General features: G+C 65.4%; 15 protein-coding genes. 9 read left to right on the forward strand and 6 right to left on the reverse strand.

The genetic code is table 11. From position 1 onward, the window contains the following. From dapA to Q2M23_RS00125, 4 genes are all read right to left on the reverse strand, one after another. Positions 1 to 930 (reverse strand): 4-hydroxy-tetrahydrodipicolinate synthase, encoded by a 930-nt coding sequence (gene dapA, locus Q2M23_RS00110; RefSeq protein WP_316393626.1) that lies wholly within the window; start codon positions 928 to 930, stop codon positions 1 to 3. Between the two features lie 21 nt (positions 931 to 951). Then, complete coding sequence (locus tag Q2M23_RS00115) at positions 952 to 1,206, reverse strand: hypothetical protein (protein WP_057015086.1); 255 nt, start codon at positions 1,204 to 1,206, stop codon at positions 952 to 954. A 174-nt stretch (positions 1,207 to 1,380) separates the two neighbouring features. Next, positions 1,381 to 1,656: a hypothetical protein gene (locus Q2M23_RS00120; RefSeq protein ID WP_028332704.1), complete on the reverse strand. Its 276-nt coding sequence runs from the start codon at positions 1,654 to 1,656 to the stop codon at positions 1,381 to 1,383. 13 nt (positions 1,657 to 1,669) lie between these two features. Continuing rightward, the gene (locus Q2M23_RS00125; RefSeq protein WP_229189644.1) at positions 1,670 to 2,134 is read right to left on the reverse strand and encodes a hypothetical protein; all 465 of its coding nucleotides are present in this window, start codon (positions 2,132 to 2,134) and stop codon (positions 1,670 to 1,672) included. Positions 2,135 to 2,619: 485 nt separating this feature from the next. On the opposite strand from Q2M23_RS00125, the gene Q2M23_RS00130 reads away from it, so the two are divergent. The 7 genes from Q2M23_RS00130 to Q2M23_RS00160 all read left to right on the forward strand — a co-directional run bounded on the left by Q2M23_RS00130 (position 2,620) and on the right by Q2M23_RS00160 (position 11,214). Beyond that, positions 2,620 to 2,709: a K(+)-transporting ATPase subunit F gene (locus tag Q2M23_RS00130; protein ID WP_016846764.1), complete on the forward strand. Its 90-nt coding sequence runs from the start codon at positions 2,620 to 2,622 to the stop codon at positions 2,707 to 2,709. 119 nt (positions 2,710 to 2,828) lie between these two features. Further along, positions 2,829 to 4,532: a potassium-transporting ATPase subunit KdpA gene (gene kdpA, locus Q2M23_RS00135; RefSeq protein WP_157345482.1), complete on the forward strand. Its 1,704-nt coding sequence runs from the start codon at positions 2,829 to 2,831 to the stop codon at positions 4,530 to 4,532. Between the two features lie 23 nt (positions 4,533 to 4,555). Beyond that, a complete protein-coding gene (gene kdpB, locus Q2M23_RS00140; RefSeq protein WP_316393627.1) occupies positions 4,556 to 6,667 on the forward strand; it encodes a potassium-transporting ATPase subunit KdpB in 2,112 nt (703 codons plus the stop codon). A gap of 113 nt (positions 6,668 to 6,780) precedes the next feature. Beyond that, the gene (locus Q2M23_RS00145; RefSeq protein WP_316393628.1) at positions 6,781 to 7,386 is read left to right on the forward strand and encodes a K(+)-transporting ATPase subunit C; all 606 of its coding nucleotides are present in this window, start codon (positions 6,781 to 6,783) and stop codon (positions 7,384 to 7,386) included. 39 nt (positions 7,387 to 7,425) lie between these two features. Further along, positions 7,426 to 10,137, forward strand: coding sequence for a sensor histidine kinase (locus Q2M23_RS00150; protein WP_076823914.1), 2,712 nt, complete (start codon positions 7,426 to 7,428; stop codon positions 10,135 to 10,137). Next, a complete protein-coding gene (locus Q2M23_RS00155; protein WP_057014875.1) occupies positions 10,134 to 10,823 on the forward strand; it encodes a response regulator in 690 nt (229 codons plus the stop codon). Before Q2M23_RS00150 ends, Q2M23_RS00155 begins: the two co-directional genes overlap by 4 nt. Before the next feature lie 148 nt (positions 10,824 to 10,971). Beyond that, positions 10,972 to 11,214 (forward strand): DUF6496 domain-containing protein, encoded by a 243-nt coding sequence (locus tag Q2M23_RS00160; RefSeq protein WP_316393629.1) that lies wholly within the window; start codon positions 10,972 to 10,974, stop codon positions 11,212 to 11,214. Between the two features lie 112 nt (positions 11,215 to 11,326). On the opposite strand, the gene Q2M23_RS00165 is transcribed toward Q2M23_RS00160, so the two are convergent. Further along, positions 11,327 to 12,214 carry a Ku protein gene (locus Q2M23_RS00165; RefSeq protein WP_057015087.1) on the reverse strand — a complete coding sequence of 296 codons (888 nt, stop codon included), beginning with the start codon at positions 12,212 to 12,214 and terminating at the stop codon, positions 11,327 to 11,329. A 116-nt stretch (positions 12,215 to 12,330) separates the two neighbouring features. Between Q2M23_RS00165 and ligD the strand changes: the two genes are divergently transcribed. Beyond that, a complete protein-coding gene (ligD, locus tag Q2M23_RS00170) occupies positions 12,331 to 14,973 on the forward strand; it encodes a DNA ligase D (protein WP_316393630.1) in 2,643 nt (880 codons plus the stop codon). Positions 14,974 to 15,052: 79 nt separating this feature from the next. Here ligD and Q2M23_RS00175 read toward each other — a convergent pair whose 3' ends face one another. Beyond that, positions 15,053 to 15,217, reverse strand: a complete 165-nt coding sequence (locus tag Q2M23_RS00175) for a DUF3309 family protein (RefSeq protein WP_076823921.1) — start codon at positions 15,215 to 15,217, stop codon at positions 15,053 to 15,055. Between the two features lie 168 nt (positions 15,218 to 15,385). Between Q2M23_RS00175 and Q2M23_RS00180 the strand changes: the two genes are divergently transcribed. Then, on the forward strand, positions 15,386 to 15,694 hold the full coding sequence (locus tag Q2M23_RS00180) for a polyhydroxyalkanoic acid system family protein (RefSeq protein ID WP_316393631.1): 309 nt from the start codon (positions 15,386 to 15,388) through the stop codon (positions 15,692 to 15,694). The last annotated feature ends 2 nt before the right edge of the window (positions 15,695 to 15,696 follow it).

Genomic DNA, 15,696 nt, shown 5'->3' on the forward strand with positions numbered 1-15,696 from the left:
TCAATGCGCGGCTGCGAGGTACTCGTCGGCAAGCTCAGCCATCGCCTGCGAGACCTCGGCCTTTGCCGACCCGTTCAATTGCACGATCGGCAGTCGCGTCGCCGGCTGCATGAATCCCAGAAGCGACAGCGCGAACTTCAATGCGGCGGGATGCTCGCGCTCCAGCAAGGTCGCAAGCGGCACCAGCCGCTGGTGCAACTCCCGCGCCTGATACAACCGTCCCTCGCGGAAATGCCTGTGAACGGCCACGTACAGATCGGGCGCGACGTTTGTCACGACCGAGATGCAGCCATCGCCACCGGCGGCGAGCCAGGCTAACGAGGAGGCGTCGTCGCCGGTCAGCATCCGGAATGTCGCCGGCAGGCGTGAGCGCAGGCGCGCCAGCCGGGCAACGTCACCGCTGCCGTCGCGCAATCCCACGAAGCGTGGCGATGCGGCGAGCTCGAGCAGGGTCTCGTCGGCAAGGCCCTTGACCGTGCGCGACGGAATGTCGTGCAGGATGACAGGCAGCGTGGTGGCCGCGGCGACCGCGTGGAAATGCGCCGCCGTGCCCCGTGGCATCGGCTTGTTGTAATAGGGTACGACCGACATGACGGCATCGGCGCCGGCCGCTTCCGCGGCCCGGGTGAATGTGACGGCGCGGTCGGTCGCGTTCGATCCGGCGCCGGCGATGATGCGAACCCGCTTGCGCGCGACGCCGGCCGCGATCCGGACCAGCTGCGCACGTTCCGCGGGCTGCAGCGTCGCGCTTTCACCTGCGGTCTCGCCGACCACCAGCGCGGTGACGCCGGCCGCGATCTGGCGCTCGCACAGCCGGCCGAACGCCTCCGCGTCGATCTCGCCCCGATGGTTGAAGGGGGTCGGAAGATCGGGGATGAAGCCCGACAGCCATCCGGCCGTGTCGGCTTTCGCAGCCGTTTGCCAGGTCATGTTTGTCAAGTCATGGGTGGCTCACGCCACGCGGATTGCGGGAAAGCTCGCGGTCTCGCCGCGCATATCGAGCTCGATTTCACGCGACAGCTCGACGATCATTTCAGGATGCTGGCCGTTTTCGAACAGCGCGTATTTGACGGCCTGGGCGCGGTTGACGAACAGGCCGCCATAGAGGCCGTTCTGTTGCTGGGCGACCCACTGGCCGCGATGGTTGCGGCCGATGAAGACGACGGTGGACGCGGCGCTACACGAGGGAGGTTCGACGAGTTTCACGGTGGTGGTCCTTCTTTTTGTTTCTGACGCGTTTTCCTCGCGCGAACCGGTATCCGGCTCGCTCGAAAACGCTTCAGTCACGGTCACGCGATCAATGTCTGATTTGCGGGATATGAAATCGAGCGCGTGCGAGCAGCGACTTCATAGGAGCGGCATAGGATTTGTGAGGATGGTCTAGAGGCGCTGGACGATGCCGGTGCCGAGCGCGCACAGCGCGACATAGGCGGTCATCTCGTCCCAGTGATTGAGGTTTGCGGCAAACGGCATTTCGCGCTTGGCGATCCCGGCGAAGGCGCAGATCACGGCCGACATCCACAACAGCGTGACGAGGCCCTTGCCGAAGCCGGCGCCGGCGAACACGGCAAAGCCGATCATGATGGCGAGCCGGAAGCCGAAGCGGACCATGACCTGGACCGACTGCAGCTGCCGCGGCAGTTGTTTGGTGTCCACGGCCGCGCCGCCGTCAGCCGATATTGTCGACGAACAGCGGCTCGTACAGCGCGCGCGTGTCGCGACGGACGGTCGGCACGCTGGTTCGGCTATCGGGCGTCGAGATGCGCTGCGCCTCCACGAAGGCGCTGAGGATCGCGAGTGCAAGATCGGTGTGGTGGGTCTCGATCGACTGGTCGAGCCAGTCCGGCAGCTCGCGTTCGCGCGACAACGCACAGTGCCACTCGCCCTCGTCATAGACCAGGCGGCGGATCTGCCATTGCGGCAGTTCCAGATCGAGCAGCGCGATCGCGGCGTCGGTCCAGGCGCCCGACTGGATCAGCCGCTCGACCTGGCGGGTCTTGCCGCTCTGTCCGACCGAGGGAAAGCGCCGGCAGGTCTGGCTGATGATGTCGGCCATGAATTCGGCTGTCACCGCATAGGCGTCGCGCAGCCGTTCGCCGAGATCGATGGAGGTGTTCTGGGAAAGCACTGACATGGCGTCATCTCGTCTTGCGCGGCCCAGGGTATTGGCCGCAAGCCAAAAATGGCCGGACCGCCATTTGAAAACGAGATGAGGCGGGGGACGCAGATATAGGGATTCCATAAAGACCAAGCTGTCGTCCTGGCGAAAGCCAGGGGACCCATTACCACCGAATCTGCTTGTGAGATGAGGTTGGGGCCCCAGCCATCGCAAAACTCGGCCCTGTGGTTATGGGTCCCGGCCTTCGCCGGGACGACGGCTGCGCAGCTCGTGGCACTTATAGGATTCCTATAACGTCCTTACTCGCCACCTCTCGAAAACCTATGCCCCGGATGGCACCTCACGGCCATCCGGCGCGGGACGCCTATGCAATGGCCCGCGCCCTGTGACGCATAGGAGTCTCGCATGATGGACATTCTCATGGCGGCGCTTGCGATCGGCTTCTTCGCGGCCGGCATCGGCTACGCCTACGCCTGCGAACGGCTGTAACGGAGGCGGCGATGATCTTCGATTACTCGCTCGCCGGCCTCGTCTCGCTCGGCCTGCTGTTCTACCTCACTTACGCATTGCTGCGGCCCGAACGCTTCTAGGCGGCCCGCGATGTCAGCGCTTTGCACAATTCTGTTAGCCGACGCGATGCTGACCGGGCTGTTGCTCGGCTTGTTCGCGTCGATGCTGCGCTTCGCTCCCATTCGAAAGGTTTGACGCAATGACCGTCATCGGCTGGATTCAAATTATTCTGTTCTGCGCGATCGTTGCCGCGCTGGTCAAACCGCTCGGCTGGTACATGACCCGCGTGTTCAACGGCGAGCGCACCTTCCTGTCGCCCGTGCTGCGCCCGGTCGAGCGCGGCATCTACTGGGTCGGCGGCGTCGACGAGCGGCGCGAGCAGCACTGGCTGACCTATACGGTCGCCATGCTGCTGTTCCATGTCGGCGGCTTCGCCATCATCTACGGCCTGATGCGGCTGCAGGCGGTGCTGCCGTTCAACCCGGCCGGACAGTCGGCGGTCGCCGAGGACCTTTCCTTCAACACCGCGATCTCCTTCATCACCAACACCAACTGGCAGAACTACGGCGGCGAGAGCACGCTGTCCTATCTGGTCCAGATGGTCGGCCTCACCCACCAGAATTTCCTGTCGGCGGCGACCGGCATCGCGCTGGCGATGGCGCTGATCCGCGGCTTCACCCGCTCGTCGATGCGCACCGTCGGCAATTTCTGGGTCGATGTCACGCGCTGCACGCTCTACGTGCTGCTGCCGATCTGCGTCGTCTACGCGCTGTTCCTGGTCTGGCAGGGCATGCCGCAGACGCTCGGCGCTTATGTCGACGCCACCACGCTGGAGGGCGGCAAGCAGACCATCGCGCTCGGGCCCGTGGCCTCGCAGGTCGCGATCAAGATGCTCGGCACCAATGGCGGCGGCTTCTTCAACGCCAACGCCGCGCATCCGTTCGAGAATCCGACCGCGCTGTCGAACCTCGTGCAGATGGTCTCGATCTTCGCACTCGGCGCCGCCATGACCAACGTGTTCGGCCGCATGGTCGGCAACGAGCGCCAGGGCTGGGCGATCTTCGCCGTGATGGGCATCCTGTTCGTCGCCGGCGTCACCGTCACCTACTGGGCGGAAGCCAACGGCACCTCGGCGCTGCACGCGCTCGGTCTCACCGGCGGCAACATGGAGGGCAAGGAGGTCCGCTTCGGCATCGTCGCGTCCTCGCTGTTCGCCGTCGTCACGACTGCCGCCTCCTGCGGCGCGGTCAATGCCATGCATGACAGCTTCACCGCGCTCGGCGGCATGATCCCGCTGATCAACATGCAGCTCGGCGAGGTCATCATCGGCGGCGTCGGCGCCGGCTTCTACGGCATGTTGCTGTTCGTCGTGCTGGCGATCTTCGTCGCCGGCCTGATGGTCGGCCGCACTCCGGAATATGTCGGCAAGAAGATCGAGGCGCGCGAGGTCAAGATGGCGATGCTCGCGATCCTGGTGCTGCCGCTGATGTATCTCGGCTGGACCGCGGTCGGCGTGGTACTGCCGTCGGCGGTGGCCTCGATGGCGAACTCCGGCCCGCACGGCTTCACCGAGGTGCTGTACGCGTTCACCTCGGCGACCGGCAACAACGGCTCGGCCTTCGCGGGCCTCACCGGCAACACCCTGTTCTACAATCTGACGCTCGCCTCCGCGATGTTCGTCGGCCGCTTCTTCATGATCGTGCCGGCGATGGCCATTGCAGGTTCGCTGGTCGAGAAGAAGTCGATCCCGGCCTCGGCGGGCACCTTCCCGACCACCGGCGGGCTGTTCGTCGGCCTCGTCATCGGCGTGATCCTGATCATCGGCGGTCTCACCTTCTTCCCGGCGCTGGCGCTCGGGCCGATCGTCGAGCACCTCGCCATGAACGCCAACACCCTGTTCTGATCGAATTGTCCGGAGTGACAACCATGGAAACCACAAGACTGCAAAAGCAGGTGACGGCGTCGACCATGTTCGACCCGAAGATCCTGGTGCCGGCGATCCGCTCGGCCTTCGTCAAGCTCGATCCTAGGCTGATGGCGAAGAACCCCGTGATGTTCGTGGTCGAGGTCGTGGCCGCGTTGACCACGGTGATCTTCGTCCGCGACCTCGTCACCGGCAGCGCCAATCTCGGCTTCACCTTCCAGATTATCCTCTGGCTCTGGTTCACGGTGCTGTTCGCCAACTTCGCCGAGGCCGTTGCCGAAGGCCGCGGCAAGGCGCAGGCGGAATCGCTGAAAAAGACCCGCACCGCGAGCCAGGCCAAGCTGCTCACCGGCACCGACCGGACCTATCGCATGGTGCCCGGCACCTCGCTGAAGGTCGGCGACGTCGTGCTGGTCGAGGCCGGCGACAACATCCCGTCCGACGGCGAGGTGATCGAAGGCGTGGCCTCGGTCAATGAAGCCGCGATCACGGGTGAATCCGCGCCCGTGATCCGCGAGTCCGGCGGCGACCGTTCCGCGGTCACCGGCGGCACCCAGGTGCTGTCGGACTGGATCCGTGTCCGCATCACCGCAGCCCAGGGCTCGACCTTCATCGACCGCATGATCAAGCTGGTGGAGGGCGCCGAGCGGCAGAAGACGCCGAACGAGATCGCGCTCAACATCCTGCTGGCCGGCCTCACCATCATCTTCGTGTTCGCGACGGTGACGATCCCGAGCTATGCGGCCTATGCCGGCGGCTCGATTTCGGTCGTGGTGCTGGTGGCGCTGTTCGTGACGCTGATCCCGACCACGATCGGCGCGCTATTATCGGCGATCGGCATCGCCGGCATGGACCGCCTGGTGCGCTTCAACGTTCTGGCGATGTCCGGCCGCGCGGTGGAAGCTGCCGGCGACGTCGATACGCTGCTGCTGGACAAGACCGGCACCATCACGCTCGGCAACCGCCAGGCGACCGCGTTCCGTCCGATCCGCGGCGTCGCCGAGCAGGACCTCGCCGATGCGGCGCAGCTCGCCTCGCTGACCGACGAGACGCCGGAAGGCCGCTCGATCGTGGTGCTCGCCAAGGAGAAATACGGCATCCGCGGACGCGACATGCATGAGCTTGCCGCGACCTTCGTGCCGTTCACCGCGCAGACCCGCATGAGCGGCATCGATGCCGGCACGTCGTCGGTCCGCAAGGGCGCGGTGGACGCGATCCTTGCCTATGTCGACGGCGGCTCGCCCCGCACCGTCGCCTCGGGCAACACCGTCCGCGCGGTCGCGGCGACAATGAGCGCCGAAGCGCGCGAGATCCAGTCGATCGCCGACGAGATCGCAAAGGCCGGCGGCACGCCGCTGGCCGTTGCCAAGGACGGCAAGCTGCTCGGCGTCGTGCACCTGAAGGACATCGTCAAGGGCGGTATCCGCGAGCGCTTTGCCGAACTGCGCCGCATGGGCATCCGCACCGTGATGATCACCGGCGACAACCCGATGACCGCGGCCGCGATCGCGGCCGAGGCCGGCGTCGACGACTTCCTGGCGCAGGCAACCCCCGAGGACAAGCTCAAGCTGATCCGCGACGAGCAATCCAAGGGCAAGCTGGTCGCGATGTGCGGCGACGGCACCAACGACGCGCCGGCGCTGGCGCAGGCCGATGTCGGCGTCGCCATGAACACCGGCACGCAGGCCGCCCGCGAGGCCGGCAACATGGTCGACCTCGATTCCAACCCGACCAAGCTGATCGAGGTGGTCGAGATCGGCAAGCAGCTGCTGATGACCCGCGGCGCGCTGACCACGTTCTCGATCGCCAACGACGTCGCGAAGTACTTTGCGATCATCCCGGCGATGTTCCTCGCGTTCTATCCGCAGCTTCAGGTGTTGAACGTGATGCACCTGGCGAGTCCGCAAAGCGCGATCCTGTCGGCGATCATCTTCAATGCGCTGATCATCATCGCGCTGATTCCCTTGGCGCTGAAGGGCGTCAAGTATCGCGCGGTGGGTGCCGGCGCGCTGCTCGGCCGTAACCTGATGATCTACGGTCTCGGCGGCATCGTCATCCCGTTCATCGGCATCAAGGCGATCGACCTCGTCGTCGCCGCCTTGGGCCTGGCTTAACCACAACGTCATTGCGAGGAGCGAAGCGACGAAGCAATCCATCCATCCGTTATGCCGATCCATGGATTGCTTCGCTTCGCTCGCGATGACGAAAGAGATTTAGGAGACCAGTCATGCTGAAAGAAATCCGCCCCGCCATCCTCGTGCTGGTCCTGCTGACCGCGATCACGGGCCTTGCCTATCCGCTCGCCATCACCGGCATCGCCGGCGTCATCTTCCCGCGCCAGGCGCAAGGCAGCCTGATCGAGCAGGGCGGCAAGGTGATCGGCTCCGCCCTGATCGGGCAGGAGTTCAAGGAAGATAAATACTTCCATGGCCGGCCGTCGGCGACGGTCGCGCCCGATCCGAACGACTCCACGAAGACAGTGCCGGCGGCCTACAACGCGGCCAATTCCGGCGGCTCCAACCTCGGCCCGACCAGCAAGGCGCTGAACGACCGGGTCAAGGAGGATGTCGAGAAGCTGAAGGCGGAGAACCCGTCCGCCAGCGTGCCGGTCGATCTTGTGACCACGTCGGGCAGCGGGCTCGATCCGGATATCTCGCCGGACGCCGCGCTGTTCCAGGTGCCGCGGGTCGCCAAAGCGCGCAGCATGTCCGAGGACGCAGTGCGTGAGCTGGTGACGCAGACCACGCAGGGCCGCTTCGCCGGCGTGATCGGCGAGCCCCGTGTTAACGTTCTTGCGCTCAACCTGGCGCTCGACGCGGCAAAGCCAAAATAGGAGAGTAGGCTGCCCCTCGCAGGATGACTATATTGCGGTATGGCCAATCAGCGCGACCCTGACAAACGACCCTCGCCGGATGCGCTGCTGGAGGCGGCGCGCCGGGAGACCGATCGATCGGGACGGCTGAAGATCTTCATCGGCGCCGCCCCCGGCGTCGGCAAGACCTACGAGATGCTCTCGAGCGCCCACGCCCGCCTGAAGGCGGGCGTCGACGTCGTGGTCGGCGTCGTCGAAACCCACGGTCGGGTCGAGACCGAGACGCTGCTCAGGGGTCTCGAGGTGCTGCCGCGGAAGCGGCTGACCTATCGCGACCAGACGCTAGAGGAGATGGACCTCGATGCATTGATCGCGCGGCGGCCGCAGCTCGCGCTGGTCGACGAGCTCGCCCATACCAACGCGCCGGGCAGCCGGCATCCCAAGCGCTATCTCGACGTCGAGGAGCTGCTGTCGCACGGCATCGACGTCTATACCGCGATCAACATCCAGCACATCGAGAGCCTCAACGACGTCGTCGCGCAGATCACCCATGTACGGGTGCGCGAGACGGTGCCGGACTCGGTGGTCGATCGCGCCGATGCCATCGAGCTGATCGACCTGACGCCCGACGACCTGATCCAGCGGCTGAAGGAGGGCAAGGTCTATGTGCCCAAGCAGGCCGAGCGGGCGCTGGAACACTATTTCTCGCCCGGCAATCTCACCGCGCTGCGCGAGCTGGCGCTGCGCCGCACGGCCGAGCGGGTCGACGAGCAGCTGCTCAACCACATGCAGGCCAATGCGATTGCCGGACCCTGGGCCGCCGGCGAGCGCATCCTGGTCTGCCTGAGCGAGGATCCGCGCGCGGCCGGCCTCGTGCGCTACACCAAGCGCCTCGCCGACCGGCTGCATGCGCAATGGACCGCGGTCAGCATCGAGACGCGGCGCAGCCTGCAACTTTCCGACGAGCAGCGCGACCGGCTGGCCGACACCATGCGGCTCGCGGAATCGCTCGGCGGCGAGGCGCTGACGCTGCCCGGCGTCGGCCGCCGTATCGCCGACGACGTCATCAATTTCGCCCAGGCCAACAACGTCACCCAGATCATCATCGGCAAGTCGACGCGCTCGCGCTGGTTCGAGCTGACGCATGGGTCCGTGGTGCACGATCTGGTGCGCCGCGCCGGCAATATCAGCGTCAACGTGATCGCCGGCGACGAGCTGCCGGTCGGCAAGGCGGCGGTGCAGACCGCGCAGCGGCAGGAGCCGTTCAATCCGCGGCCCTATCTGATGGCGCTGCTGCTGGCGGCGCTCGGGCTCGGCGCGGCCAAGCTGATCCAGCCGTTCTTCGGCATCGAGAATGTCGACCTGGTCTTCCTCACCGCCGTGGTCGGCGCCGCGGCGCGCTATGGCCTCGGGCCGTCGCTGCTGGCGAGCGTCGCGGCCTCGCTGTGCTACAATTTCTTCTTCCTGCCGCCGGTCTATACCTTCACCATCACTGACCCGACCAATGTCGCGGCGTTCTTCTTCTTCATGCTGATCGCGCTGCTGGTCTCCAACGTCGCGGCGCGGGTTCGCACCCAGGCCGACACCGCGATCAGCCGTGTCCGCACCACCGAATCGCTCTACGCCTTCAGCCGCAAGCTTGCCGGCACCGCGACACTGGACGACGTGCTGTGGGCGACCGCCTACCAGATCGCGCTGATGCTCAAGGTGCGCGTGGTGCTGCTGCTGCCGGAGGACGGCATGCTGACCGTCAAGAGCGGCTATCCGCCGGAGGATCAGCTCGACCAGGCCGATCTTGCCGCCGCCAACTGGGCCTGGGGCAACGACCGCCCGGCCGGCCGCGGCTCCGACACGCTGCCGGGCGGCAAACGACTGTTCCTGCCGATGCGCACCGGCCGCGGCCCGATCGGCGTGATCGGCATCGATGACGACCGCACCGGGCCCTTGCTGACGCCGGACCAGCGCCGGCTGCTCGACGCGCTGGTCGATCAGGGCGCGCTCGCAATCGAGCGCGTGCTGCTGGTCGAGGACATGGATCGCGTCAAGCGCACGGTGGAATCCGACCGGCTGCGCGGCGCGCTCCTGACCTCGATCTCGCACGATCTCAAGACGCCGCTGGCCTCGGTGCTCGGCTCGGCCTCGGCGCTGCGCGACCTCGGCGCCAACCTGAGCGATGCGCAGAAGCACGATCTGCTCGCCACCGTGATCGACGAGTCCGAGCGGCTGAATCGGTTCATCGCCAATCTGCTCGACATGACCAAGCTGGAATCCGGCGCGATCGTGCCGAACACGGCGCGCCATGATGTCGGCGAGATCGTCGGCAGCGCGCTGCGGCGGGCGAGCAAGATCCTGGTGCATCACCGGGTGTCGCTGGAGCTCGCGGCCGACCTGCCGATGCTGGAGCTCGACGCCGTGCTGTTCGAGCAGGTGCTGTTCAACCTGCTCGACAACGCTGCCAAATACGCCCCGTCGGACACCACGATCTCGATCCGCGGCGCCCGCGATCGCGACACCATCGCGCTGCAGATCCTCGATGAAGGCAACGGGATTCCCGCGGCCGAGCTCGAAAGCGTGTTCGACAAATTCTATCGCGCCGAGAAGGGCGACCATGTCCGTCCCGGTACCGGCCTCGGGCTTGCGATTTCGCGCGGCTTCGTCGAGGCGATGCGCGGCACGATCGCGGCGGCCAACCGCGCCGACCGCAGCGGCGCCGTCATCACCATCCGCCTGCCGATCCCTGCCGACACCAACGCGCTGGACACTGCTGCATGAACGCGACGCCGATCAAGGTCCTGGTCATCGACGACGAGCCGCCGATCCGCAAGTTGCTGCGGATGGGGCTGAGCACGCAGGGCTATGACATCCTCGAGGCATCCAACGGCAAGCTGGCGCTGGAGATGCTGGGTGAGGGACCGGCGCTGATCATCCTCGACCTCGGATTGCCCGACATTCAGGGCCATGACCTCTTGCGCATGATCCGCGGCCGCAACGAGAGCGTGCCGATCGTGGTGCTGTCGAGCCGCGGCGACGAGGCCGGCAAGGTGCAGGCGCTCGATCTCGGCGCCGACGACTACCTGACCAAGCCGTTCGGCATGGACGAATTGCTGGCGCGGCTGCGCGCGGCGCTGCGGCACCAGTTGCAGGTGCAGGGCGAGCGGCCGGTGTTTCGCTCCGGCGATCTTTCGGTCGATCTGGTGCGCCGGATCGTCAAGGTCGGCGACAAAGAGATCAAGCTGTCGCCGAAGGAATATGACCTGTTGCGCGTGCTGGTTCAGCATGCCGGCAAGGTGCTGACCCACCGCTTCCTCTTGAAGGAATTGTGGGACGAACTGACCGACGCGCAATATCTGCGCGTCTATGTGCGCCAGCTCCGCCAGAAGATCGAGGCCGACCCGGAGCGTCCGCAATTCGTGCTGACCGAGACCGGCATCGGCTATCGGCTGCGCGCGGCGGACTAACATGTAGCCCGGATGAGCGAAGCGATATCCGGGGCATCTCCCGCATGTCGCTGCGCTCATGCGGGCTACGTTGGTGCCGTCGCCCGACGACACCAAACGGAACTTTCGCTGCCATCGAGGCTTGTTTTCCGTTAGCGGGAGACAAGCCATGGCAAGGAAATATTCGCGGAAGGCATCGGGCGATGTCGAGGGCGCGATGAAGAAACGCAAGGCAGGCACGCTGCGCAGCGGCCGCTCCAAGAAGAAGGTGAAGAGCCGCAAGCAGGCGATCGCGATCGGCTTGTCCGAGGCACGCGCCAAGGGCAGGAAAGTGCCGAAGAAGTCGTCAAAGAAGAAGACGGCGAAGAAGCGCAAGACTGCCAAGAAGCGGAAGAGCTCGAAGAAGAAGTAGCGGACGAGTTGCATCCATCCGTCATTGCGAGGAGCGTAGCGACGAAGCAATCCATCCCTCCGCGTATGTGGAGAGATGGATTGCTTCGCTGCGCTCGCAAGGACGAGAGATCTCATCCCGCCTTGCGTCGCCGCGCGCTTGACCGGTGCGCCTTCTTGGCGGCGCGGCGATGCGGGGTCGGGCGGCGCGCGGTGGAGCGCGAGCGCCTTGCGCCGCTCTTGCCGCCTTTCAGGCTCTGCTGCAGCGCGTCCATCAGGCTCACGACGTTGCTTGGCTTCTCCTCGCGCTCGGCGGCCTTGATCGGCTTGCCGGCCGCCTTGCGGCGGACCAGGGCCTTCAGCGCGGTCTCGTACTCGTCCTTGAATTTCGACGGATCGAAATGCGCGGCCTTGCTGTCGAGGATATGGCCGGCGAGCTCGATCATGTCCTTCGTGACCTTCGGGCTCCTGATGTCGTCGAAATAATCGTCGGCGTCGCGCAGCTCGTAGGGGTAACGCAAGGTGGTGCCGAGCATGCCCTTGTCGAGCGGCTCGATCGCGATCACATGCTCGCGGTTGGTCAGCACGATCCGCGCCAGCGCGACGCGGTCCTGATCCTTCATGGCGTCGCGGATCACCGCGAACGCGTCGACGCCGGCCTTGCCGTCGGGCCTGATGTAGTAGGGGTGGTCGAGATAGCGCTTGTCGATCTCGCCCTCGGGCACGAAGCTGTCGATGTCGATGGTATGGTTGCTCTCGATCTGCACCGCTTCGAGCTCGTCCTTCTCGATCTCGACATATTTGCCCTTGCTGACCTCGTAGCCGCGGCCCTTCTGATCGCCCTCGACAACGTCGCCGGTCTCGGTATCGACCATCTGCTGCTTCAGCCGGTTGCCGGTCTCCCGGTTGATCATGTGGAAGCGGGTCTTCTCGACCGCGGTCGAGGCCGGGTAGAGCGCCACCGGGCATGACACCAGCGAGAGCTTGAGCGTGCCTTTCCAGTAGGCGCGGGGAGCGGCCATGATCGCCTCCAAACAGCTTGAGTTTGGAACTTGAACGGATACCGTGGGTTTTGGTTCCTGATGGCCGCACGGAGGCGGCGGCCGTCGTTTGCGCCGAGGGTTTGCCGAGGTTTGTTGTGTCGCTGAGAAACCTGTCCACCTATCGCAAGAAGCGCGATTTCGAGAAGACCAGCGAGCCGTCGGGCGACGTCAAGGTCGCACCCAGCAAGCAGCGGCGCTTCGTCATCCAGAAGCACGACGCGACGCGGTTGCATTACGATCTGCGGCTCGAATTCGACGGCGTCTTCAAGTCCTGGGCGGTGACGCGCGGGCCCTCGCTCGATCCGCATGACAAGCGGCTGGCGGTGGAGGTCGAGGATCATCCGCTCGACTATGGCGATTTCGAAGGCACCATTCCCGAAGGCCAGTACGGCGGCGGCACCGTGCAACTGTGGGATCGCGGCACCTGGGAATCGGACGATCCCGAGCGTGGCTTCAAGAAGGGCGACCTGAAGTTCACGCTTGAGGGCGACAAGCTGCACGGCAGCTGGGTGCTGGTGCGGATGAAGGGCGACCGCTTTGGCGGCAAGCGCACCAACTGGCTCCTGATCAAGCACCGCGACGAATATGCCGTTGACGGCAACGGCGAGGAGATCCTCGACGAGGACCGTTCGGTCGCCTCCGGACGCTCGATGGCGCAGATCGCGGCCGGCAAGGGCCGGGCGCCGAAGCCGTTCATGCTGGCCAAGGGCAACGGGAAGGCCAAAGCGGACGCGGTCTGGCAGTCCAACCACGGCATGGCTGCGGACGCGCGCGCCAGGACCAAGTCGCCGACGCCCAAGGAGCGGCTGAAAGTGACGCGGCAGGCGAAACCGAAGCAGGTATCGGAGATGCCCGATTTCGTCGCGCCGCAGCTCTGCGCCGCGGTCGAGTCTCCACCCAATGGCACGGGCTGGTGCCACGAGATCAAGTTCGACGGTTACCGCGTGCAGCTCCGCGTCGAAGACGGCGAGGCCGTGCTGAAGACGCGCAAGGGGCTCGACTGGACCGCCAAGTTCGGCGCGATCGTGAAGGAGGCGGAGAAGCTGCCCGACGCGCTGATCGATGGCGAGATCGTCGCGCTCGACAAGAACGGCACGCCGCATTTTTCGACGCTGCAGGCCGCGCTCTCCGACGGCAAGACGGATCGGCTGATCTTCTACGCGTTCGACCTGCTGTTCGCCGGCACCGAGGACCTGCGCCCGCTGCCGCTCGCCGAGCGCAAGACGCGGCTGAAGCAATTGCTCGCGGCGCGCAAGGGCAAGAACCCTCTGATCCGCTATGTCGAACATTTCGAGCAGCGCGGCGAGGCGGTGCTGGAATCCGCGCGCAAGCTCGGCCTCGAAGGCATCGTCTCCAAACGGCTCGACGGCGCCTACCGTTCCAGTCGCTCCGACGACTGGACCAAGGCAAAAATCCGCGCCGGCCATGAGGTGGTGCTCGGCGGCTGGAAGACCACCAATGGCAAATTTCGCTCGCTGATGGCGGGCGTCTATCGCGGCGATCATCTGGCGTTTGTCGGCATCGTCGGCACCGGCTTCGGCCAGGACACGGTCCGCCGCATTATGCCGGCGCTGAAGGCGGCGGAGGCGGACAAGAACCCGTTCGGTGGCAAGGACGCGCCGAAGAAGACCCGCGACGTGCACTGGCTCAAGCCGGAGCTGGTCGCCGAGATCGAGTTCGCCGGCTGGACCGACGCCGGCAATATCCGCCAGGCCGCCTTCAAGGGCCTGCGCCAGGACAAGCCGGCGCACGAGGTCGAGGCCGAGCGGCCGGTTGTAACCAAAGTGGTGAAGCCGATGGCCAAGGGCGTGGCGAAGAAGGGCACCGGGAAGGCGTCCAGCGAGGTGATGGGCGTCGTCATCTCGCACCCGGACAAGGCGCTGTGGCCCGATGCGGGCGATGGCGAGCCGGTGACCAAGCTCGACCTCGCGAACTATTTCGAGGCGGTCGGCGAATGGATGATCTCCTATCTCAAGGGCCGGCCGTGCTCGATCGTGCGTGCGCCCGACGGCATCAAGGGCGAGACCTTCTTCCAGCGTCATGCGATGGCCGGCACATCAAAACTGCTCAAGCTTGCGAAGGTCTCGGGCGACCGTAAACCCTATTTGCAGATCGACCAGATCGAGGGCCTGGCAGCAGTCGCGCAGCTCGGCGGTCTCGAGCTGCATCCCTGGAATTGCGCGCCCGATGCCTATGACACGCCGGGCCGGCTGGTGTTCGATCTCGATCCCGCGCCCGATGTTGCATTCACCGACGTGATCGACGCCGCCAAGGACATGCGGCAACGGCTGACCGCGGTCGGCCTCGAAAGCTTCTGCAAGACCACCGGCGGCAAAGGTCTGCACGTCGTCACACCGCTGCTCGCAGGCAGCAGGGACAAGGTGACGTGGAAGGAGGCCAAGGCGTTCGCGCAGGCGGTCTGCCAGTGGATGGCGCAGGACGATCCCGAGCGCTATCTGATCAACATGTCCAAGGCCAAGCGCACGGGAAAGATCTTCCTTGACTATTTGCGCAACGACAGGATGTCGACGGCGGTCGCGGTGTTGTCGCCGCGGGCGCGTCCGGGGGCGACAGTGTCGATGCCGCTGACCTGGCCGCAGCTGCGCGGTGATCTCGATCCGAAGAAATTCGCGCTGCGCACCGTGCCGGCCTTGCTCGCGAAGACGAAGGCCTGGGATGGCTACGAGGACGCAGCGTCGTCGATCAAGTCGGCGATGAAGAAGCTCGCGGCCAAGTAAGCGCCGTCCAACGAAGCACCACCCGCTTTCGCGGGTGATGCTGGCCGTCGATATCGGCAGGACGCAACGCTACCAAGGGCTACAGTCGTCCCATCAGGAGCAGGATCAGCAGAATCACGACGACCAGGCCGAGCCCGCCGCCGCCGTAATAGCCGGTGCCGTAAAACGGTCCGCCGCCGATGCCGCTGAAGCCGCCAAGCAGCGCAATGACCAGAATGATGAGAATGATCGTTCCAATTGACATCTAGCGTCTCCTCAGCCCCGCGGGCTCGTCTCGTTTCTGCCCTTCGGGAAGGAAAACAACCCGTAACTGTGAAGGTTCCGGAGTTGGCGCTGTGATAAACCTGTGTGGTTCTTCCGTTTGCCTTGGAACAGAACTACATCAACCAAACCCACGGAGGAGTGCATCGCAATGTCGGCGCCGCTGATCGTTTCGATACCCCATAGCCTCGGCCGCGACGAGGCGATGCGCCGCTTGAAAACGGGCCTGTCGCGCGCGACGGCGAACCTGCCGGTCATAAGCGTCGACGAGGAGCGCTGGGACGACAACCGGATGAGCTTTCGCGTCCGGGCGCTGGGGCAGGTCGCGGCCGGGCATGTCGATGTCGAGGATGCCCATGTGCGCGTCGAGGTGACGCTGCCGTGGCTGCTGCAACGGTTCGCCGAGGTCGCGCAGGTGGCGATCCGCAAGCGCGGGAAATTGCTGCTGACCAAGCGCTGACG

This window comes from Bradyrhizobium sp. 33ap4, assembly GCF_032654765.1.
GTDB classification, from domain to species: Bacteria; Pseudomonadota; Alphaproteobacteria; order Rhizobiales; family Xanthobacteraceae; genus Bradyrhizobium; species Bradyrhizobium australafricanum.